The organism is Deltaproteobacteria bacterium (genome assembly GCA_016709225.1).
Lineage (GTDB): Bacteria > Myxococcota_A > Polyangia > Nannocystales > Nannocystaceae > Xiheibacterium > Xiheibacterium phototrophicum.
In genome coordinates, this window is record JADJEE010000012.1 from 3,423,691 (window position 1) to 3,443,445 (window position 19,755).

Below are 19,755 nucleotides of genomic sequence, written 5' to 3' on the forward strand. Positions count from 1 at the left end.
CGCGCAGCCGCGACGGGGCGCCCACCAGTAGGCATTGCTCACCCAAGGACGTGCAGACCCGCGCGCACGTCGACCGCGAGCCAGCGGGCACTTCGAGAGACGAGCCGACGACCATGCAACGCGATCCAATTTCCTTGGAGCCGACAACCGCCCGCGAATATCCTGACGCGATGATGCGGACTCGTCTCGACTCGTTGCGACCCACGCCCGGTGCAGCGGCGCTGCTGGCCACCTTGTCGTTGGTGGCGTTGACGGGCTGCCCCGGTGGCGATGCCTCGGGTGTCACCTTCGGCACTGGCACCGAGGGCGGCAGTCTCACGGCGGGCGACTCGAGCTCGATCACGCTGAGCGGTGGCGAGACCACCACCGGCGGTGGCTCGAACTCCGCAGGCAGTGACAGCAGTGGTGCCGCCGTCGACACCAGCGGCGACAGTGGCCCCGGTGGCTGCACCGGCAACGCCGACTGTGCGGACGACCCGGGCGGGCCGGTGTGCGATCCAGCCAGCGGCACCTGCGTGGCTTGCACGGCCGACGACGACCCGTGTACCGCGGGCAACTACTGCAACGACGCCGATCACACCTGCGTGCCGGGCTGCGCAAACGATGACGACTGCGAAGGTGATCTGACCTGCAACGTCGCGACCCACGGCTGCGAAGGCTGCACGATGGACAGCGAATGCGCCGCCGGCTTCGTCTGTGACACCGGCGCTTGCGTGCCGGGCTGCAACGATCAGCAGGCCTGTCCCAACGGTCTCGCGTGCTGCTCGAACGAGTGCATCGACATCGCGGTCGACGTCGCCCACTGTGGCGGCTGCGACTCGCCGTGTGCGCCCGACCATGCCACCGCCGACTGCAGCGGTGGCGTCTGCGGCGTCGGTAGCTGCGACAACGGCTACGAGGACTGCAACGGCGCCGCCAACGACGGCTGTGAGGTCTCCGGTGCCTGCGCCTGCGCGCCGAACCAGCAGTACGCTTGCTACACCGGCCCGATGGGCACCCAGAACGTCGGGATGTGTGCCGACGGCGTGCAGACCTGCAACGCCCAGGGCACCGCGCTCGGCCCCTGCGTGGGCCAGGTGCTGCCGGGGATCGAGCTCTGCAACAGCGGCGCCGACGAGAACTGCGATGGCACCACCGACGAAGACCCCGACTTCGACGGCGACGGCTGGACGCAGTGCGGCGGTGACTGCTGCGACGAGATCGGCATCGGCTGCCTGGCGCCGGAGCTGGTCAACCCCGGCGCGTTCGAGTTCGGCGGCAACACCGTCGATGACGACTGCGACGGCACCACCGACAACGTGGTGCCGACCTGCGACGCCGGCATCGCGAGCAACACCGCGAGCGCCGACAACTACGCGCGCGCGATCGATCTATGCCAGTTCACCGACTTGAACCCGGCCGATCCCGCCGATCGCACGTGGGGCGTCATCAACGGCACCGCCGCGCTGCGTCGCGCGGACGGTACGGCGAACCCGGCGGCCAATTCCCGCTCGGTGCGATCCGGCTTCGGCACCGTCATCACGCCGCAGTACGGCGCGCGACTTGCGGTGCTGTCGTCGGGCACGGCCGCGGACAGCAACGATGCCAACCCCGCGTTCACCGCGTTCCAGGAGGGCCAGGACATGCTCGTGACGAGCGGGTTCCCGGCTGACTGGTTGGCCGCCAACGGCAACACGCTGCCCAACGTTCCGGGCTGCCCGGCGCTCAACGGCAATCAGGCCAACGACCCGATGATGCTCACGCTCGACGTGCGCGTGCCGACCAACGCGCAGTCGTTCTCCGTGATGATGTACTTCTTCTCGGCCGAGTACCCCGAGTACGTCTGCACCGCCTTCAACGACTTCTTCGTCGCGCTGGTCGACTCGACCAACGCGACCAATCCGGCCGACGGCAACATCGCGATCTACGACGACGGCATCACCCAGTGGCCGGTCGGCGTGAACATCCTCGAGGCAGCGAACGGCTTGTTCACGCAGTGCAGCAACGGCGCGATCTCGCAGTGCGGACTCGGTGGTGCCTACGCCGGCTGCACGGCCACCAACGAGCTGTCCGGTACTGGCTTCGACACCATGGGCGCCACGCTGCAGTCTTGCGGCTACAACGGCCGCTACGGCGGCGGCACCGGCTGGCTGCAGATGAGCGGCAACGTCACGCCCGGTGAGGTGATGACGCTGCGCTTCGCGATCTGGGACACGAGCGACGGCATCTACGACTCGCTGGTGCTGCTCGACGACTTCCAGTGGTCGGTCGACGCGTCCGAGCCCGGCGTCCAGCCGGGTTGATCGAACGGCGGATTCTCCACGCGAAAGCCACGACCATGAACATGTACCTGCGCCCCCGCTCCGTCCGCCCCTTCGCTCCGCTGCTCGCCGCGCTCGCGCTGTCGGCCGCGTGCAAGGAAGAGACCCCGCCCGAAGAGACCGAAGAGACCGCGTCGGGCGGCATCCACGAGACCGTGAGCGCGGGTAGTAGCGACTCCTCGGATACCGCGTCGACGACCGCGTCGACGACGGCGTCCGGCAGCGACAGCAGCACCGGCGCCACCGCCACCAGCACGGCCGACTCGAGCGGCGGCTCGTCGTCCGCGACCACCGCGAGCACCAGCGACACTGCAAACGACAGCGGGAGCGGTAGCAGCAGCGGCGGTGCGGTGGTGCCGTGTGACGTCGCGATGGCGACGCTCGCACCCTTGCCGCCGAACATCATGCTGGTGCTCGACAAGTCGGGCAGCATGGTCAGCAACTCGTGGGATCACGACGGCAACGCCGGGACCCCGCCGATCACCCGCTGGGACAGCCTCTACCAGGTGGTCGACTTCGTGGTCTCGACCTTCGACGCGCAGATCAACTTCGGCGTCACGCTGTTCCCCGCGGTCAACGCCACCGCGACCTACAACGCCAACGCCTGCACGATGTCGAACGCGCCGGAGATCCCGGTCGCGCCGATGAACCAGAACGCGATCCTGGCGGGCATCCCCGCCGCGGCCGCCACCGACATCTACGGCGGCACGCCGGCCACAGCCGGCATCACGCTCGCGCGTGACAACCTCGTGGGCTTGAATCCGCAGAACCCCCGCGCGATCGTCTTCGTGACCGACGGTGCCGCCAACTGCAGCGCCACCGCGGCGAACAACTTCCAGCGCTTCGAGGTCTACGACGCACAGCTCCCGATCGTGGTGGGTGACGCGTGGACCGACGACGAGATCCCCACGTACGTGGTCGGTATCGATGCGGTCGATGCGGTCTCGGCGGTCACGAACGACGGCTTCCCGGACTCGACCAACACCTACGACGCGCTCAACGAGGTCGCCCAGGCCGGCGGCAAGCCCAACATGGGCACCGAGCAGTTCTACCAGACGACCAACCAAAACGAGCTGCAGGACGCGTTGCAAGAGATCATCGATGACGCCCTGAGTTGCGTCGTGCCGCTGTCGCCCCAGCCGGCGTTCCCCGATCTCCTGCAGGTCGTGATCGAGGACATGGACGTGCCCGCGGTGATGGACTGCGCGACCGAGGACGGCTGGGTCTATACCAACCCGGGCGGGCCCTACGACGCCATCGAGCTGTGCGGCAGCTGGTGCGACGCGCTCAAGATGTCGGGTGCGGTGACCGCCGAGTACTACTGCGACGCCGGCTGAGCGCGCGGTAGCTCGATGACGAAGGTGCTGCCGGCGCCGAGCTTCGATCGGACGCTCGCGTGGCCGCCGTGCGCCTCTGCGATCGCCCGTACGAGCGCGAGGCCGAGGCCGGAGCCGAGACCGATGCCGTGGCCCGCGTGTCGCTTGGAGTAGAAGCGGTCGAACACCCGCGGCAGATCATCGTCGGTGATGCCGGGGCCGTCATCGGTCACCGCGATCGCGATGGTCTCGCCGCAGCGGACTTCCACGATCACGCGCGACTTCGCAAATGACAGCGCGTTGTCGATGAGGTTGCGGACGGCGGTCTCGATGCCGAGTGGCACCACGCTCGCGATGCAGGCGCCGTCGCCGACGATGCTGTGGTGCAGCTCGACGCCGCCGTAGCGCACGTCTTCGGCCATGCTGTGGCAGATGCCGGCGACCATGCCCGTGAGGTCGGTGGCCTCGCGCGGCTCGTCGCCCAGGCCCGCCTCCGCTCGCGCGAGCTCGAGGAACTGGTGGACCAGGCGATCGAGCCGCTCGCCGGCGCGGGCGACCGAGTCGGCGAGCTTGCGGGTGCGATCGGCATCGTCGGGCTTGTGCTGCAGCGCCTCGGCGGCACCGCGGATCGCCGCGACGGGGTTCTTGAGCTCGTGCGCGAGGTCGGCCAGCGCGGCCTCGTGGGCGCGCGCGTGGCCGCGGATCTCGGTGATCAGGCGGTTGAGAGCGCCGGTCAGCTCGCCGAACTCGTCCTTGCGCGTCAGCTCGAGCGCGTCGCCACGCGACAGCGCGGCGACCTGCTCGAGTGCCTGCGCGCGCAGCCGCTCGAGCGGCAGCACCATGCGCCAGCCCAGCCACCACGCCAGCACGAACGCACAGGGCACGATGATGAGCGTGAGCTTGATGAGCTGGTAGCGCAGGTCGTAGAGCGCTCGAATCGCGCGACGGCTGGCGTCCTGCGCGTGGATGATCGCCACCACGCGGCCGTTCCGCACGATCGGTGCGGCTGCGTGGCACTCGAGCAGGCGCCCGCCGGTCGACGACGTGCAGCCGCCCTCGGCGACGCCCGCGAAGGCACGGCCGACCTCGGCGCGCGTCGTCAGCGGGCCGAGCTCGGCGTCGAACTCGTCGAGCGTCGGTGCGCCATCGGGACCGAAGAAGACCTCGCCGAACTGCGAGGGCGCGCCGCTCTCGTGGCGGTCGGCGGCTGCGAGCACGCGCCCGTCAGGCCCCACCCGCCGCAGTCGCACGCCGTGTCGGCTCGCAATCGCCTCGAGCGCATCGGGGTCCGCCGCGGCCTCGCTGGCCGCGAGCGCAGTGGCCTCGCGCATGCGGTCGCCGACGCCGGACTCGAACACGCTCGCGAACGCCACCATCACCAGCGGCAGCACGGCCACGAGCAGTGTGATCGCGAACGCCCGCACCCGCAGCGAGCGCCACGACCAGCTCGGCGTCACACATCCCTCCAGCGATAGCCGGCCCCGATCACGGTCTCGATGCGATCGAAGGCGGGGTCGAGTGCCTCGAGCTTGCGCCGCAGACGATTGACGTAGGTGTCGATGATGCGCGGCGCGACCACGCTACCGTCGCCGCGGATGCGCTCGAGCAGCGCGTCGCGCGAGAAGACCTGGCCCGGTCGCCGCGTGAGCACGTCGAGCAGTCGCAGCTCGGTCATGGTGGTCTCGACCGCCTGGCTGCGCCAGCGCACCTCGAGCCGCGCGTCGTCGATCTCGAGCTCGCCGATGCGGCGGGCGGCAGCCACCGCTTCGTCGCCGCGGCGCAGCGCCTGCCGCCGCAGCAACGCGGCGATGCGGCTCAGCAGCACGCGATTGGAGAATGGCTTGGTCACGTAGTCGTCGGCGCCGAGCTCGAGGCCCAGCGCCTCGTCGATCTCGTCGTCACGGGCGGTCAGCACCAGGATCGGCAGCGCGTCGCCGCGTGCCCGCAGGTTGCGCACCAGCGCGAAGCCGTCGAGCCGCGGCATGTTCACGTCGGTGATGAGCAGGTCGATGCCGCCGCGCTCGCAGGCCTCGAGCGCCGCACGGCCGTCGCCCACCGGCACCACCTCGTGGCCGGCGTCGCCGATCGCCACCCCCAGGACCTGCAGGAGGGCTTCGTCGTCGTCGGCGAGGAGGATGCGCGCCATGGCGCGCGCGATCGTAGCAGGGATGCGACGCGCGGACAGGCCACACCCCGAGCGCAGGCGCCCTAGGGCACGCGGCCGTCGTCGCGCGGCGGGTCCTCGCCGGCCGCGTTCGACTCGGCCAGCTCGCGCTTGTACGTGCGTGCCGCTCGGACGACGGCCTTGCTCGCGGCGCCGATGCCCAGCAACACACCGATGATCGAGGTCCACGGCGACCAGTGCGTCACGTTGCGCTCGAGCCATAGCGCCCCGATCGCGCAGATCGTGATCGCGACCGCCATCTCGATGCCGACCGAGGCCGCGTCGGTATAGCGAAACCACACCGCTCGCTTGGGCGGAGTGCGCGGCTCGGGTGCGGGCGACATCAGCGAGTGCAGTCTACCAGCGGGCGGCTAACGTGCACCTGCGACGGCGGTCATGGCCTCGTCGGCGGCGGCGAGGGTGGCGGCGATGGCCTCGTCGTCGTGCGCGGCCGAGACGAACGCGGCCTCGAACTGCGACGGCGCCAGGTAGATGCCGCGCGCGAGCATCTCGCGGAAGTAGGCGCCGAAGAGCTTGGTGTCGCTGCGTTTGGCGTCGTCGTAGTTCCACACCTCGCCGCGCTGGAAGAAGCCGGTGAACATCGAGCCCACGCGGTTGCCGTGCCACGGCAGCTCGTGCTTCGCGGCCAACGCAGTGAGCCCGTCGGCCAGCGCGGCGCTCCGCCGCTCGAGTGCGGCGTAGGGCGGGTCGCGATCGATGAGGCGCAGCGTCGCGAGGCCGGCCGCGACCGCGACCGGGTTTCCGCTGAGGGTGCCGGCCTGGTAGACGGTGCCGACCGGGGCCACGCGCTCCATGATCTCGCGCTTGCCACCGTAGGCGCCGATCGGCATGCCGCCGCCGACGATCTTGCCCAGCGTGGTCATGTCGGGCGTGACGCCGTAGCGCTCCTGTGCGCCGCCGCGGGCGACCCGGAAGCCGGTCATGACCTCGTCGAACACCAGCACGATGCCATGCTCGTGGGTCAGCGCGCGCAGCTGCTCGAGGTAGCCCGCGCGCGGCGGCACGCAGCCCATGTTGCCGACCACCGGCTCGATGATGATGGCGGCGATCTCGTCGGGGTGCTGGGCGACCAGGGCCCGGACGGCGTCGATGTCGTTCCATGGCACCAGCAGCGTGTCGGCGACCACCGAGTCGGGCACGCCAGCCGATCCGGGGATGCCGAGGGTCGCCGCGCCGGAGCCCGCCGCGACCAGCAGCACGTCGGCGTGACCGTGGTAGGCGCCGTCGGTCTTCACGATCTTGTCGCGCCCGGTGTAGCCACGGGCGACCCGCAGCGCGCTCATCGTGGCCTCTGTGCCCGAGTTGCACAGCCGCACCATGCCGTCCTTCAGGCTCGGCACCATCGCGCACAGCTGATCGGCGAGCTCGACCTCGGCGGCCGTCGGCGCGCCGAAGCTGAGGCCGTCGCGGGCGGCACGGAGGACCGCCTCGATGACCTCGGGGTGGGCGTGGCCGAGGATCGCAGGGCCCCATGAGCCGACGTAGTCGATGAGCTCGGCGCCGTCTTCGGTGTACACGCGCGCGCCCTCGGCACGGCGGATGAACGGCGGCTCGGCACCGACGGACTTGAACGCGCGCACTGGGCTGTTCACGCCGCCGGGGATCACACGCTGGGCGGCGGTGAACAGCTCGTGGCTGCGCGCTCCGGATCGACCATCTCGGGATGCTGGGCTCATGCGCACGCGAGCCTACCAGGGCCGCGCGCGAAGCGGGCGGTCGGGGAGGGCGCCCGAGGTCACGCGTCGGCGAGCCCGAGCGCTGCGATGGCCTCGACCAGCGCGCCGTGGATCTCCGGGTGCGCGCACAGGATCCCGAAGTTGTGCCGCAGGCCCGCGGGCGACGAGAAGTCGAACACGGCGCCGCGCAGATCGGTCACCCGCATCCCCGCACGCGATGCGATCGCGGTGCCAGCCGCATGATCCCACACCGCCTCGACGCGGGTGCGGTTGGTCGGGATGCGCAGGTATGCGTGGGCCTGGCCGCGCGCGACCAGACCGTACTTCGCCTGCGAGTCGCTCGGCATGGCGGCGTACGCTCGCCCCAGGCGTCGCACCACCTCGTCGACGTTGTCGATGCGCGTGTGCCCGGACTCGACCGAGTGCGTGATCACCAGCGCACCCTCGATCGCGGCGGGCGTGCTCGGCAGGTGCTCGCGGCGGTCGTCGTCGATACCGGTGACCACCACCGGCGCCACGCCGTCGGTGGCAAACACGACGCCCGACGGATCGACCTGCGCGGGCGAGCCGTCGGCGGCCCGGGAGAGGTTCGGACACGCGAGCACGCCTCGCAACGGGGACGCGCCCTCGACCCACGCCAGGCACACTGCGTACTGGCCGCGACGCAGGAAGCCCTTGGTGCCGTCGATGGGATCGAGGGTCCAGTAGCGACCGTCGGCCTGGCGCGCCGCACCGGCATCGATCGCCGCGAGCACGGCGTCGCGGGTCGCGTCGGGCCACGACACCCGCGCAGCGGCGACCACCGCATCGGCGAGCGCTTCGTCGCCACGCAGGACCTCGGCCGCCTCTTCGCCGACCACCGTCGGCGCGCCGAGGCGCTGCTGCAGGCGGTGCATGACGACCGCTTGCGCGGCGAAGTCGGCGATGGTGACCGGGCTGTCGTCGGCCTTCGTGACGGCGTCGATGTGGCCTGCGGCGACGGCTCGGCACACGCGTGCGGCGGCACGGACGGCGTCGATTGCGATCTCGGTCTCGGGGTCCAGCTGCGCGGTGCTCACGACTCGCGAGAGCGTATCAGCGACAACCAACGAACGCGCGACCGCCGGGCAATCCCGGGCGGTCGCGCGTGTGCCGACCTGCGGCCGATGCCTCAGCCCGCGGCGGTCTTGTTCTCGTCGCCGCCGCGGCCGCGCTTGCCACCGCGCTTGCCGTGCTTGCCACCGTGCTTGCCGTGCTTGCCGCCCATCAACGCGTGCGGGCCCTCGGTGGCGATCTTCGCTGCGACGATCTCGCGCTGATCGGCGGTGAGCACGTGGTGCACGGCGACTGCGGTCTGCTCGCGGCGGCTCGCGTGGGTCTCGTGGGCCGCGTCGAGCCCCGCGAGGTACGCCCGCACGGTGCCGGCGTCGAGGCTGGCGCCGCGGAACGCATCCGCGAAGGCGGTGTCGGTGTCGCCGCGCTCGGGGCGGCTGCCCTTCGCGTCGGCAAAGATGCCGGTGATCTGCTGCAGCTGCTCGGCGCTGCACGACAGCGGCTCGCAGGTCTTCTCGGCCATCTTGGCCGCGAACATCGCGGGGTCGTGCTTGCCACCGGCCTCGCCGTCGCGCTTGCCCTTGCCGTGGCCGCCGCCGCGCTTGCCCCCGCCGTGCCCACCGCCGAGCAGGCCGTGCGGACCGTGGGCGGTGAGCATGTCGGCCACGGTGCCGCGCTGCTTGGCGTCGAGCGCAGCGTGGATCGCCAGCACGCTCTCGGCGGTCAGCTTGGGCTTGGCGTCGCCGTCGTGCACGGCCTCGCGCCACGCGTCGAGCGCATCGGCATCGAAGTCGCCGGCGCGGTAGGCATCGGCGAGCGCGGCGTTCGCCGCTGCAAACGCGGACGCGTCGGGGTGGTCGCGGTGCGGCATCGCGGGCAGCAGCTTCGCGAGCTGCTCGGCCTGCGCGTCGGAGCACTCGAGCGCGGCGCACAGGCGATCGACCGGCGAGTGCCGCTCGCCAGCGTCAGCCTGCGCATCGCTGCGACTCTCGACGGCGGTGGCTTCGTCGTCCTGCTGATCGCAGGCCGCCACCGTGAGCGGCGCGGCCAGGGCGAAGCACATGAGGAACGTGGAACGGATGCGGTTGCTCGGCATGGAAGCCAGCATGGCGCGCGGCGCAATGTGGTTCCGCTCGCGTTCGGCGTTCGTTCCGAAAACCGCCCGTAAACCGCGGCCCGCCCCGCCCCTCAGGCGTCCGCGTTCGGCTCGCCGTCACCGGGGTCGTTGCCCTCGGTCTCGCCGATGGTTTCACCCCCGGCCGCGGTCGGACCGGCCTCGCCTTCGACCTCGCTGTCGCCCTCGCCCTCGACCAGGCGCGCGACCGCGACCACGCGCTCCCCCTCATCGGTACGAATGATGCGAACGCCCTGGGTGTTGCGGCCGAGCACGCTGATCTCGTCGACTCGGGTGCGGATGACCTTGCCGCCGCTGGTCACGACCATCAGCTGGTCGGTGCTGCGGACCAACAGGCTGCCCACGACCTTGCCGTTGCGCTCGGTGACCTTGATCGTGATGAGGCCGAGGCCGGCGCGGCTCTGTGTGCGGTACTCCGTCACCGACGTGCGCTTGCCATAGCCGTTCTCGCACAGCGTCAGGAGGTCTTCCTGGGCGTCGGGCGAGACCGCGTCCATCGCGACCACGGTGTCGCCGTCGCGCAGGCCCATGCCGCGCACGCCGCGGGCCTGGCGACCCATCGGGCGCACCTCGTTCTCATCGAAGCGGATCGACATGCCGTCGCCCGAGCTCATGATGATGTGCTGCTTGCCGTCGGTGAAGCGCACCGCGATGAGTTCGTCGTCGTCGTCGATGACGACCGCGTTCAAGCCGGTGGTGCGGATGTTCTCGTACTCCGACAACGCGGTGCGCTTGATGTAGCCGTTCTTGGTGGTGGTGACGATGTGGTGCTGGTCGGTCACATCGGCCTGACGGAACGGCACCATCTCGATGATCTTCTCGCCGTCACGGAGCTCGAGGAAGTTGACCAGCGCCTTGCCGGCGCTGTCGCGACGCCCGAGCGGCAGCTCGAACACCCGCTTGCGGAACACGCGGCCGGTGTTGGTGAACATCAGCACGGTGGCGTGCGCGGTGGCCTCGAACACCTCGGTCACGAAGTCGGTGTCGTCGCGCCCGCCACCGCCCTTCACACCCTTGCCGCCGCGGCCCTGCACCCGGTACTCCTCCGAGGGCAGCCGCTTGATGTAGCCGTTGCGCGTGAGCATGACGACCATCGACTCGTCGGCGACCAGATCAATCGGATCGATCTCCTCCTCGCCTTCGACGATCTCGGTGCGACGCGAGCCGGGCGTGTTCGGCCCGCCCGGGCCGGCACCCTGACCCTCGGGGTCGCCGTACTCGACGCGGATCTTGACCAGCTCCTCGCGGATCTCCTTCATGAGGAGCGTGTGGTCGGCGAGGATCGCCTCGAGTCGCGCGATCTCGGCCGAGAGCTCGCGGTACTCACCCTCGATCTTCTCGCGCTCGAGCCCCGTCAGTCGCTGCAGGCGCATGTCGAGGATCGCCCGCGCCTGGCGCTCGCTCAGGCGGTAGGGGCCCTGGCGCGCGGCCTCGATCTCGGCCTCGGGGCGGCCGCAGCGCTGCAGGAAGCCGGCGTAGCCCATCAGCGGCTCGGCCATCAGCGCCTCGCGTGCGGCGTCGGGATCGCTCGAGCCGCGGATGATCGCGATGACGCGATCGATCGCGTCGACTGCGACGCCGAGGCCCTCGACGATCTCGCGGCGCTCCATCGCCTTGCGCAGCTCGAAGCGCGAGCGGCGGGTCACCACCTGTCGGCGGTGATCGATGAAGTGCAGCAGCGCGTCGCGCAGCGTGAGCAGCTGCGGGCGGCCGTTGACGATCGCGATCATGTTGACCCCGAACGAGGTCTGCAGATCGGTCATCTTGTAGAGATTGTTGAGCACGACCTGGGCGGCGGCGTCGCGCTTGACCTGGATCCACATCCGCATGCCGGTGCGATCGCTGTAGTCCTGCACGTCCGAGATGCCCTCGAGCTTCTTGTCGCGCACCAGCTCGGCGATGCGCTCGATGAGGCGCGCCTTGTTGATCTGGTACGGAATCTCGGTGACGACGATGGCCTCACGGCCCTTCTCGTCCTCTTCGATCTCGCAGCGCGCGCGCACCGTGATGCTGCCGCGCCCGCTCGCGTAGGCCTGCATGATGCCGGTGCGGCCGATGATGAGGCCGCCGGTGGGGAAATCGGGGCCGCGAACGATCTGCAGCAGGCCGCGGATGTCGATCTCGGGGGTGTCGATCAGCGCGAGCGTGGCGTCGACCAGCTCGGTGAGGTTGTGCGGCGGGATGTTGGTCGCCATGCCGACCGCGATGCCGACCGCGCCGTTCAGCAGGAGGTTCGGCACCCGCGTGGGCAGCACGCTCGGCTCGAACTCCTTGTCGTCGTAGTTGGGGACCCAGTCGATGGTCTCCTTGTCGATGTCGGCGAGCAGCTCGCTCGCCAGCTTCTGCATGCGCACCTCGGTGTAGCGCATGGCCGCCGGCGCATCGCCGTCGACGGAGCCGAAGTTGCCCTGGCCGTCGACCAGCGGGTACCCCATGGAGAAGCTCTGCGCGAGCCGAACCAGCGCGTCGTAGACCGACTGGTCACCGTGGGGGTGGTACTTGCCGATGACGTCGCCGACGACGCGCGCGGATTTCTTGTACGGCTGCGTATGCGTGTTGCGCAGCTCGTTCATCGCGTACAGCACGCGACGATGTACTGGCTTGAGGCCGTCGCGCGCATCCGGGAGCGCGCGCGAAACGATCACACTCATCGCGTAATCGAGGAACGAGCTCCGCATCTCGTCTTCGATGTTCAGCGCGGTCTTCTGTTCTGAGCTCATGGGTCGGCAGACGTTGCGCCCGGCGTTCGAAACGCCTCCAGGGGCGTGCGGAGGATACCCTCATCGGCCGTGCATCCCAAGCCTCGCCGGGGTCGCGCGTGCGCTGACGCCCCGCGCCGGCGATCGACGCCGCGCGCCCGCGCTGCGGACACTGCGAAGCGATGAATTCGGGCGTTGGCGGCGGTCTCGGGCGGGTGTGGTGGATCTCTTCGCTGGCGTGCGCGATCGCGGCAGCTTGCGGCGGCGCGAGCTCGGGGACGGGCGCCGGCTCGTCGGACGGCAGTGGCTCCGGCAGCGGCGACAGCAGCGGCAGCGCGAGCGCGACGACCACCGCGGGCACCACCGCCAGCACCAGCGCGGGCACCACCGCGACGAGCGATGCGACCACCGGCATGACCACGCAGGCGACCACCGGCGTCGACGGCAGCACCACCGCCGACGATGCCGGTGGCTGCGGCGACGGCCCGGCCTGCGAGGCGCCGTGGGTGTGCGCGCCCGCGGGCTACTGCGCCAGCACGACCGGTGTGCCGCAGTTCGATCGCGTGTTCGTGGTGATCTTCGAGAACCGCTCGCTGACCTCGGTGATGGGGCACGCGCCCTACCTCGACGGGCTCGCGGAGATCGGTGCCTACGCCACGGCCTTCAACTCGGTGATGCACCCGAGCCTGCCCAACTACCTCGCGATGACCTCTGGCGACACCCAAGGTGTCGCGTGCGACTGCCACCCGGGGCCCGAGAACGACTGCTCGCAGCTCACGTGCAATCTCATCGCCTCGGGCTGCGATTGCCCGGCCGATGTCGAGCACCTCGGTGATCAACTCGACGCGGCCGGCATCAGTTGGCGCGAGTATGGCGAGGGCATGGGCACGCCGTGCAACCCCGACGACGACAACGCGGTGCACTACGCGACCAAGCATCTGCCGTTCATGTACTACAGCAACGTGTTCGATGACGCGCCGCGGTGTCAGGAGCACCTGCGCGACTACGGCGACTTCGCAGGCGACCTCGCGGCCCAGTCCCGCCGCTTCTCGATGATCTCGCCGGACCTCTGCAATGACATGCACGACAATTGCGGCGGCAACCCGGTGACCCACGGCGACACCTGGGCGAGCGCCAACCTCGCGACCATCCTCGGCACGGCTGGCTTCGCCGACGGTGGTCGCGACGTGCTCTTCGTGGTGTGGGACGAGCAGGACAACAGCATCGGCGACGCGCCGATCCCCTTCATCGTGGTATCGCCGCTGGTCGAGCCCGGCGCGGTCACCGAGCTCCCCTACGACCACTACTCGCTGCTCGCGACGTGGGAGGACGGCTTCGGCGTCCCGCGGCTCGGCCACGCTGCCGAGGCCGCCCCCATCACCGACATCTGGCGTTGACGCGCGGCACGAGCCGAACCACCGGGGCTGCCTTGGGCTCAGCTGTCGGGCGTCTCGGCGTCGACTGGCCAGCCCTTGCGGATGAGATCCCCGCAGGTGGTGCCGGCCGGAATCTCGACGTAGGCGAACGGCCCGCGCACGTTCTCGAGCGTGTCGTCGGCGAAGGTCTCGAGGCAGCGACCGCGGGCCCCGAGCACGTGTTGGTGCACGGTCACGCGCGCGTCGCCGACGAAGCGCTTGGCCTCGAAGCGGCCGACCGAGCGTGTCAGTGAGCGGTTGCTGACGTAGAGATCCCCGGCGCACACCGGCGCGTCCACGCTCACCGTCATGCCCGGGTGCCCATCGTCGTCGATGTCCTCCGCGCCCCAGGCGACCTCGGAGCCGGCACCATACCCGTCGCCGTCGGCGCGCAGGTTGAACGTCATGTTCGAGCGCGGCAGCGCGTCGGCGTCGACGCTGACCCGTGCGCCCGCGACCTCGTCGAAGAAGACCGCACACGCGATCTGTGACACGTGCAGTCGCGTCCCATCGAAACGGACCCGCGCCAACAGCAGCGATTCCGAGCGGGTCTTCACCCGCCCGCGGAACGGGATGCGCCGTGAGCCGTAGCTCACCTGGTGGCCGGCCCACAGCACCGTCCGCGGCGCCGTTTCCTCGACCGCCGCAAAGGGGAGCACGCTCGCGAGCAGCATGAGGGACAAGGTGGCGGACATGGCGGACTCCGGGGCAGAGGCTAGGCGAGAACCCGGGGCCGTCAAGGCTGGTTGTCAAAGGTTGGTTCAACGATAGACTCGACACGTGCAGACCGAACCCCGCGACCGCGACCCTCGATCCAGGCCCCACGCCATCGTCATCGGAAGCGGCTTCGGAGGCCTCGCGGCGGCGGTTCGCCTCGGCGCCCGCGGATACGACGTGACCGTGCTCGAGCGCCGCGATCGCCCCGGCGGTCGCGCCTACGTCTACCAACAGGACGGCTTCACCTTCGACGGCGGGCCGACCGTCATCACGGCGCCGTTCCTGTTCGAGGAGCTGTGGACGCTGTGCGGCCGTCGGCTGCAGGACGACGTCGAGCTGCTACCGGTGACCCCGTTCTACCGCATCCGCTTCGATGACGGCGCGCTGTTCGACTACACCGGCGACCCCGAGGCCATGCGTGCCGAGGTGCAGCGGCTCGCGCCCGAGGACGTCGATGGCTACGAGCGCTTCCTCGACATGAGCCGGCGCATCTATGAGGTCGGCTTCGAGCAGCTCGCCCACGTGCCGTTCGATCGCTGGACCGACATGGCGCGCATCGTGCCGGAGATGATGCGGCTGCGCAGCTATCGCACCGTCTATGGGCTGGTCTCGTCGTTCGTGCGCAACGATCGACTGCGGCAGATCCTCTCGTTCCACCCGCTGTTGGTGGGCGGCAACCCGTTCGAGACCACCTCGATCTACTCGCTCATCTGCCACCTCGAGCGTCGCTTCGGGGTGTGGTTCCCCAAGGGCGGCACTGGGGCGCTGGTCGACGGCCTCGTGCGGCTCATCGAAGGCCAGGGCAACCGCGTGCGCTGCAACGTGGAAGTCTCGCAGATCCACGTGGTCGATGGTGCCGCGCGCGGCGTCGTGCTCGCCGACGGCTCGCGGATCGACGCCGACGTGGTGGTGTCGAACGCCGACGCCGGCTGGACCTACAAGCACCTGTTGCCGGCCAGCGCGCGCAAGCACTGGACCGACGCGCGGGTCGAGAAGGCCCGCTACTCGATGAGCCTGTTCGTGTGGTACTTCGGCACCAATCGACGCTACGAAGACGTCGCGCACCACACCATCATGCTCGGGCCCCGCTACAAGCCCCTGCTCGACGACATCTTCAAGCACAAGCGGTTGGCACCCGACTTCAGCCTCTACCTGCACCGGCCGACCGCCAGCGATCCCTCGCTGGCGCCCGCGGGGCATGACGGCTTCTACGTGCTCTCGCCGGTGCCGCACCTCGACGCCGACGTCGACTGGACCGTGGAGACCGAGCCCTACCGACGCAAGCTCGAGCAGTTCCTCGATCAGACCATCTTGCCGGGGTTGTCGCAGTCGTTGGTGAGCTCGCGGACGCTCACGCCGCTGGGATTCCGCGACGATCTGTTGTCGCTCAAGGGCGCGGCCTTCGGCATGGAACCGGTGCTCCTGCAGTCGGCGTTCTTCCGCCCGCACAACCGCAGCGAGGACATCTCGGGACTGTACCTGGTCGGCGCCGGCACGCACCCGGGTGCGGGCGTGCCGGGGGTGTTGTCTTCGGCGCGCGTGCTGGACCGCGTGGTACCCTCGGCGCAGGAGGCACTGGCCGCGCGGCGCGAGCCCGCGGTCGTCGCTTCGCTCGAGGCCCGACACGATGCCGCCTGAGTCGCACGCGCTCGTACCCGTCGACCAGGCCGCTCGCGACGACGCGGCCTGCCGACGGCTGCTCGCCAGCGGCTCGCGCAGCTTCGCCACCGCCGCGTGGTTGCTGCCCTCCCGACTGCGAGTGCCAACCGCGGCGTTCTATGCGTTCTGTCGCGTGGCCGACGACGCCATCGACCTCGGCGACGATCCCCAAGCCGCACTGGTGCGCCTGCACGCCATGCTCGACCGGGTCTATGCAAACGCGCCCGCGGACGACGTGGTCGAGCGTTCGTTGTGCCGCTGCGTGCACACGCACGGCATCGTGCGCGAGGTGCCGGAGGCGCTGCTCGACGGCTTCGCGCGCGACTCGACCGGCGCCGCCATCGAGGACCTCGACGCGCTGCTGGCCTACGCAGTGCGCGTGGCCGCCAGCGTCGGCATCGCGATGACCGCGATGATGGGGGTCCACGACGCCGACACGCTGGCGCGGGCCTGCGATCTCGGCGTGGCGATGCAGCTGACCAACATCGCCCGCGACGTCGGCGAGGATGCTCGCAACGGGCGTGCGTACCTGCCACGCACATGGCTGGCCGAGGCCGGCATCGCCCGCGATGCGTGGTTGCGATGTCCCGCGCACTCGCCCGCACTCGCGAGCGTGGTCGAGCGGGTGCTCGCGCTGGCCGACCGCTACTACGCAGCCGCCGAGCCTGGCATCGACGCGTTGCCGGCCGACTGTCGCCCGGCGATGCGTGCTGCCTCGCGGATCTACGCCGACATCGGGCGCGATCTCCGGGCCCACGGTTGCGATGCGATGTCGCGGCGCGCCCACGTGGGTACCGTGCGCAAGCTGCTCTGGCTGCTGCGATCGCGCTGGCACCGGGGCGGTCGCGCCGGTCTCGATGCCCCCGCGTTGCCGCAGGCGCAGTTCCTGATCGCGGCCGCGAGCGCGGTCCAGTGATCCCCGCATACCGCTGGCCGGCGTTTGCGCGATGGTTCGCGCGACACTGTGACCGGCGGCTGCGGGCATGCTTCCACGACGCCGCGCTCGATGGCGTGGAGCACCTGCGCGAGGCGTTGGCGCAGGGGCCGGTGCTCGCGATCGCCAACCACTCGTCGTGGTGGGATGCGGTGGTGGCCGTGGTGTTGTCGCATCGGCGGCTCGGGGTCGATGCCTACGCGATGATGGACGCGCAGCAGCTGGCCCACGTGCGCTTCTTCGGCTTCGTCGGCGGCTTCGGGGTCGATCGAGGGCATCGTCGCGATGGCGTCGAGGCGCTGCGCTACGCGCAGTCGCTGCTCGATCGGCCTGGCCGCCTGGTGTGGGTGTTCCCGCAGGGGACCATCGCTCCGGCCCATCACCCGCTGCAGTTCGAGGGTGGCGCGGCCCGCATCGCGATGGGCGTGCCGAACCTGCGGGTGGTGCCGATCGGGCTGCGCTACCGCTTCGGCACCCACGAGCGACCGACGCTGCAGGTCGCGTGCGGCGCTGCGCTCGTGCCCACTGCCACGGTTCCTGCGGTGGTCACCGCGCAGCTGCGCGACGGCGTGCTCGCGTGCCTGCAACGTCTCGACGATGCGGCCCCCGACGCCCTGCCGACGTGGTTCACCCGCGACGAGCGACCCGGGCTCGCGACGCGCCTGCTCGATGCCATCGCAGGGTGGGTGATCGCCCGCGGCGGCTCACGGCTGCAGGCGGCCGTCGCGGCCGAGCCGAAGCCGCTGGCCAGCCCACGCGATCGGGGCGCCGCGCAGCGCCCGTAGCCAGGCGTGCAGCAAGAGCACGTCGCCGGCCAGTGCTTCGTGCAGGGCGATGGCGCGAGGCAGCCCGGCGCGTGCGGCCGCCAGCCAGGTGATCGCGCGTCGTAGCAGCAGCGTCGCGAGGATCGCAGTCGCGGCGATCCACGGCTGTGCGGGCGCACAGGCGACCGCGAGCGCGAGAAGCAGGGGCACCGCCGCCAACAGCAGCGGATAGCTGATCATGCGCGCGGGCCGTTGCGCTCGCACGACCGCCAGCCACCGCGTGTAGCGATCGAGCACCGTCGCGTAGGCGCGATCGCTGACGAGCGAGGTCGCCACCGCGTCGCAGCACACCACGCGCAGGCCCTGTTCGCGCACGCGACGGCTCAGCTCGAAGTCCTCACCCAGGTGGAGCCGCAGGCTCGCGGCGCCGCCGATGGCTGCGAGCGTGGCGGGGCGGATCGCGAACAGCTTGCCGACCAGCAGCCCCGGATCGAGCGCCCGCAGCAACACGAACGCGTGCAGCGAACCGCCGAGGATCGCCCGCGAGCGCCGGTCGCCGCGGGTGTGCGCGTGGACCTCGACCGGTGCGCTCCACGACACGCCGACCCCGGGGTCCACCAGCAGTGATGCCAGCACGGCCTCCAGCGCGAAGCTGTCGAGATCGACGTCGGCGTCGACCACCACGATCGCGTCGACGTCGCCGCCGAAGCGTCGCACGGCGGCGTCGATCTGCTCGGCCTTGCGGTTGGGTCCGCGCGCGTGGGACACCAGCGCGTGCGCGTCGGTGCCGGCGTCGCGAAGTGCAGCCGCGGTGTGCTGCACCAACGGCCACGCGGGGTCGGCAGTCTCTGCGACCACACCGACCCAACGAAGCTGGACGTCGGCTCCGACGTGGGGACGCGTCGCCATCGCCGCACGGGTCGAGGCCGCGTCGCCGGTGCACGGGCGCACCAGCAGCACCCGCGCGCCCGCGCAGGCACGCGCGTCGGCCCCGTGCGAGGTGGTCACCCCGCGGCGTCCAGGCCTGCGCAGGGCGCCGACCGTGACCGCGGCGATGGCCAGCCACCACGCCGCGAGCATGCCGGCGATCACCACCAGCCGACCCCACGGGTGCGAAACGGCAGCATCAGCTGGGTCGAGCGTCGCACGAAGCGGTCGAGCGCGATGCTCTCGTGCACGGCCGTGCGCTGGGCACCGTGCAGCCGAGTGTCGATCAGCGATCGCGCGTAGAACGGCGTGTCGACGAGGCTACGCCGCAGCGTCGCGTCGCCGCCGGCATCGACGCGGGTCGGCCGGCTCAGTCGCCAGCGCGTGGGCGGCAGCGCCACGCGATCGGGCGCGGGCAGGGGCGCGCGTCGGCCCTGCCGGTCGATGTGCAGCCCCAGGCTTCGAGCCTCGCCATCTTGCGCGCGCACGTCGTAGAGGAGCGCCACGCCGTCATCGGTGGGCGCCCGCGACCAGCTCCAGCCCGCGAGCGCGCACTCGAGCGGCTCGATGCCGGCGTTGCTGTCGTGGTAGCCGCTGCCGCGAAACGACAGCCGCGGTCGCTCGAGCTCGACCTCGATGCGCGCGCTCGGGGCCACTGGCCACCAGCAGTGGCGGGTCGCGCGATCGAGCGCGAGCTCGGTGTCCGTCCACGCGTCGACCTCGAGCCGCACGCGACCGCGGATCGGCCGGCGCCACGGTGAGGTCTGCTCGCGCAGCGTGATGCTCAGACCATCGTCATCGCGCTCGAGCAGGCTGTCGCCGAGCTGCAGACGATCGCGCTCCCGCGTCACCGCGAGCCCGCGGTACTCGGTCAGCGCCCACGCGTCGCCGCCGGGCCCGTGCACCACCACGTTGAGGGCGCAGTGCAGCATCGGATCGGCGAGCAGGCTGCGTCGACGGGCGCGGAAGTAGGCCGGTGAGAACACCGCGCCGACG

The 19,755-nt window shown here is 70.8% G+C and carries 16 protein-coding genes; 6 read left to right on the plus strand and 10 right to left on the minus strand.

All coding sequences use genetic code 11. The annotated features are described in order from the left end of the window. The first annotated feature begins 170 nt into the window (after nt 1-170). Both IPH07_39190 and IPH07_39195 read left to right on the plus strand, forming a co-directional pair. The gene (locus IPH07_39190; protein MBK6923479.1) at nt 171-2,282 is read left to right on the plus strand and encodes a choice-of-anchor L domain-containing protein; all 2,112 of its coding nucleotides are present in this window, start codon (nt 171-173) and stop codon (nt 2,280-2,282) included. Between the two features lie 35 nt (nt 2,283-2,317). Next, complete coding sequence (locus IPH07_39195) at nt 2,318-3,637, plus strand: VWA domain-containing protein (GenBank protein ID MBK6923480.1); 1,320 nt, start codon at nt 2,318-2,320, stop codon at nt 3,635-3,637. Here the strand turns inward: IPH07_39195 and IPH07_39200 are convergent. The 7 genes from IPH07_39200 to gyrA all read right to left on the minus strand — a co-directional run bounded on the left by IPH07_39200 (nt 3,619) and on the right by gyrA (nt 12,364). After that, the gene (locus tag IPH07_39200; GenBank protein MBK6923481.1) at nt 3,619-5,073 is read right to left on the minus strand and encodes a HAMP domain-containing histidine kinase; all 1,455 of its coding nucleotides are present in this window, start codon (nt 5,071-5,073) and stop codon (nt 3,619-3,621) included. The genes IPH07_39195 and IPH07_39200 overlap by 19 nt on opposite strands. Further along, nucleotides 5,070-5,762 carry a response regulator transcription factor gene (locus IPH07_39205; protein MBK6923482.1) on the minus strand — a complete coding sequence of 231 codons (693 nt, stop codon included), beginning with the start codon at nt 5,760-5,762 and terminating at the stop codon, nt 5,070-5,072. The genes IPH07_39200 and IPH07_39205 overlap by 4 nt, the downstream gene beginning before the upstream one ends. A gap of 62 nt (nt 5,763-5,824) precedes the next feature. Next, nucleotides 5,825-6,124 carry an AtpZ/AtpI family protein gene (locus IPH07_39210; GenBank protein MBK6923483.1) on the minus strand — a complete coding sequence of 100 codons (300 nt, stop codon included), beginning with the start codon at nt 6,122-6,124 and terminating at the stop codon, nt 5,825-5,827. A gap of 27 nt (nt 6,125-6,151) precedes the next feature. Further along, nucleotides 6,152-7,477, minus strand: coding sequence for a glutamate-1-semialdehyde 2,1-aminomutase (gene hemL, locus IPH07_39215; protein MBK6923484.1), 1,326 nt, complete (start codon nt 7,475-7,477; stop codon nt 6,152-6,154). Between the two features lie 59 nt (nt 7,478-7,536). Continuing rightward, the gene (locus tag IPH07_39220; GenBank protein MBK6923485.1) at nt 7,537-8,535 is read right to left on the minus strand and encodes a 3'(2'),5'-bisphosphate nucleotidase; all 999 of its coding nucleotides are present in this window, start codon (nt 8,533-8,535) and stop codon (nt 7,537-7,539) included. 92 nt (nt 8,536-8,627) lie between these two features. Next, nucleotides 8,628-9,605: a hypothetical protein gene (locus tag IPH07_39225; GenBank protein MBK6923486.1), complete on the minus strand. Its 978-nt coding sequence runs from the start codon at nt 9,603-9,605 to the stop codon at nt 8,628-8,630. Nucleotides 9,606-9,697: 92 nt separating this feature from the next. After that, nucleotides 9,698-12,364, minus strand: coding sequence for a DNA gyrase subunit A (gene gyrA / locus IPH07_39230; protein ID MBK6923487.1), 2,667 nt, complete (start codon nt 12,362-12,364; stop codon nt 9,698-9,700). 161 nt (nt 12,365-12,525) lie between these two features. Between gyrA and IPH07_39235 the strand changes: the two genes are divergently transcribed. Then, the gene (locus IPH07_39235; GenBank protein MBK6923488.1) at nt 12,526-13,740 is read left to right on the plus strand and encodes a hypothetical protein; all 1,215 of its coding nucleotides are present in this window, start codon (nt 12,526-12,528) and stop codon (nt 13,738-13,740) included. Nucleotides 13,741-13,778: 38 nt separating this feature from the next. Here the strand turns inward: IPH07_39235 and IPH07_39240 are convergent, their stop codons facing one another. Then, nucleotides 13,779-14,453 (minus strand): hypothetical protein, encoded by a 675-nt coding sequence (locus IPH07_39240; protein ID MBK6923489.1) that lies wholly within the window; start codon nt 14,451-14,453, stop codon nt 13,779-13,781. Between the two features lie 133 nt (nt 14,454-14,586). Here IPH07_39240 and IPH07_39245 point away from each other — a divergent pair, with 133 nt between their 5' ends. The 3 genes from IPH07_39245 to IPH07_39255 are packed head-to-tail and all read left to right on the plus strand — an operon-like array spanning nt 14,587 to nt 17,853. Continuing rightward, nucleotides 14,587-16,113: a phytoene desaturase gene (locus IPH07_39245; GenBank protein ID MBK6923490.1), complete on the plus strand. Its 1,527-nt coding sequence runs from the start codon at nt 14,587-14,589 to the stop codon at nt 16,111-16,113. Beyond that, on the plus strand, nt 16,103-17,050 hold the full coding sequence (locus tag IPH07_39250; protein MBK6923491.1) for a phytoene/squalene synthase family protein: 948 nt from the start codon (nt 16,103-16,105) through the stop codon (nt 17,048-17,050). Before IPH07_39245 ends, IPH07_39250 begins: the two co-directional genes overlap by 11 nt. Next, nucleotides 17,047-17,853 (plus strand): lysophospholipid acyltransferase family protein, encoded by an 807-nt coding sequence (locus IPH07_39255; GenBank protein MBK6923492.1) that lies wholly within the window; start codon nt 17,047-17,049, stop codon nt 17,851-17,853. Before IPH07_39250 ends, IPH07_39255 begins: the two co-directional genes overlap by 4 nt. Here the strand turns inward: IPH07_39255 and IPH07_39260 are convergent. Beyond that, nucleotides 17,773-18,924 carry a glycosyltransferase gene (locus tag IPH07_39260; GenBank protein MBK6923493.1) on the minus strand — a complete coding sequence of 384 codons (1,152 nt, stop codon included), beginning with the start codon at nt 18,922-18,924 and terminating at the stop codon, nt 17,773-17,775. The two genes, IPH07_39255 and IPH07_39260, sit on opposite strands and share 81 nt — an antisense overlap. Next, nucleotides 18,921-19,745 carry a carotenoid 1,2-hydratase gene (locus IPH07_39265; GenBank protein ID MBK6923494.1) on the minus strand — a complete coding sequence of 275 codons (825 nt, stop codon included), beginning with the start codon at nt 19,743-19,745 and terminating at the stop codon, nt 18,921-18,923. Before IPH07_39265 ends, IPH07_39260 begins: the two co-directional genes overlap by 4 nt. Nucleotides 19,746-19,755 lie beyond the last annotated feature (10 nt).

What these genes read in the sequence shown, in the direction of transcription:
- hemL (MBK6923484.1), bottom strand. Translation starts at nt 7,477, where the DNA reads ATGAGCCCAGCATCCCGAGATGGTCGATCCGGAGCGCGCAGCCACGAG.
- IPH07_39235 (MBK6923488.1), top strand. Translation starts at nt 12,526, where the DNA reads ATGAATTCGGGCGTTGGCGGCGGTCTCGGGCGGGTGTGGTGGATCTCT.
- IPH07_39205 (MBK6923482.1), bottom strand. Translation starts at nt 5,762, where the DNA reads ATGGCGCGCATCCTCCTCGCCGACGACGACGAAGCCCTCCTGCAGGTC.
- gyrA (MBK6923487.1), bottom strand. Translation starts at nt 12,364, where the DNA reads ATGAGCTCAGAACAGAAGACCGCGCTGAACATCGAAGACGAGATGCGG.
- IPH07_39250 (MBK6923491.1), top strand. Translation starts at nt 16,103, where the DNA reads ATGCCGCCTGAGTCGCACGCGCTCGTACCCGTCGACCAGGCCGCTCGC.
- IPH07_39210 (MBK6923483.1), bottom strand. Translation starts at nt 6,124, where the DNA reads ATGTCGCCCGCACCCGAGCCGCGCACTCCGCCCAAGCGAGCGGTGTGG.
- IPH07_39225 (MBK6923486.1), bottom strand. Translation starts at nt 9,605, where the DNA reads ATGCCGAGCAACCGCATCCGTTCCACGTTCCTCATGTGCTTCGCCCTG.
- IPH07_39190 (MBK6923479.1), top strand. Translation starts at nt 171, where the DNA reads ATGATGCGGACTCGTCTCGACTCGTTGCGACCCACGCCCGGTGCAGCG.
- IPH07_39195 (MBK6923480.1), top strand. Translation starts at nt 2,318, where the DNA reads ATGAACATGTACCTGCGCCCCCGCTCCGTCCGCCCCTTCGCTCCGCTG.
- IPH07_39240 (MBK6923489.1), bottom strand. Translation starts at nt 14,453, where the DNA reads ATGTCCGCCACCTTGTCCCTCATGCTGCTCGCGAGCGTGCTCCCCTTT.